The sequence below is a fragment of the Acidovorax sp. SRB_24 genome (genome assembly GCF_012931925.1).
Genome location: NZ_MWOM01000211.1, coordinates 1 through 577 on the forward strand (window position 1 = coordinate 1; position 577 = coordinate 577).

Consider the following 577-nt stretch of genomic DNA (forward strand, 5'->3'; position numbering starts at 1 on the left):
GGTCAACGACGCGCGCGAAAGCGCGCGCGCGCACGCGGTCGTCCAGGCCTTGTACGGCGCGCAAGCGCTGATCGACTTCCCGCCGCTGATGGTGTCCGAGAATTTCGGCGATTTCCTGGAGGTCTACCCGGGCCTGATGGCCTTCATCGGCGTGCGCAATGCGGCCTGTGGCGCAACGTTTGCGCACCACCACCCCCAGTTCAATATCGACGAGGCGGTGCTGCACCAGGGGGCGGCGCTGCACGTAGGCTACGTACTGAGCTGCCTTGCCGCAGCGTGATGCATGGGCCTGGCACAGGCGGTGGGCCCGGTGCGGGGAAAAGAATGCTCCTTGTATAGGAGCATTCTGCGCATGGCTGGCAAGGGCTGGGGCCGCTTTTCGTGCGTTGTCGGTGCCTGCGGCGCTGCGGCCCAAAGCTGCGGAATGCGCGGCCACGCCGGCCGCAGGCCGCAGCGGCTAAAGCCCCCAGCGCGGCTGCGCGGCCTGGCTGACAAACGAGGCCACCGCCATCAGCCGCTCGTCGTCGCCATAGGCGCCAATCACCTGCGTTCCCATCGGCAGGCCTTGCGGGCCGCG

At 68.3% G+C, this 577-nt stretch carries 1 pseudogene; it reads left to right on the top strand.

What is annotated here, in order from left to right:
* A pseudogene (locus B2J89_RS21580) lies at positions 1-280 on the top strand (hypothetical protein); the annotation flags it as partial.
* Positions 281-577 lie beyond the last annotated feature (297 nt).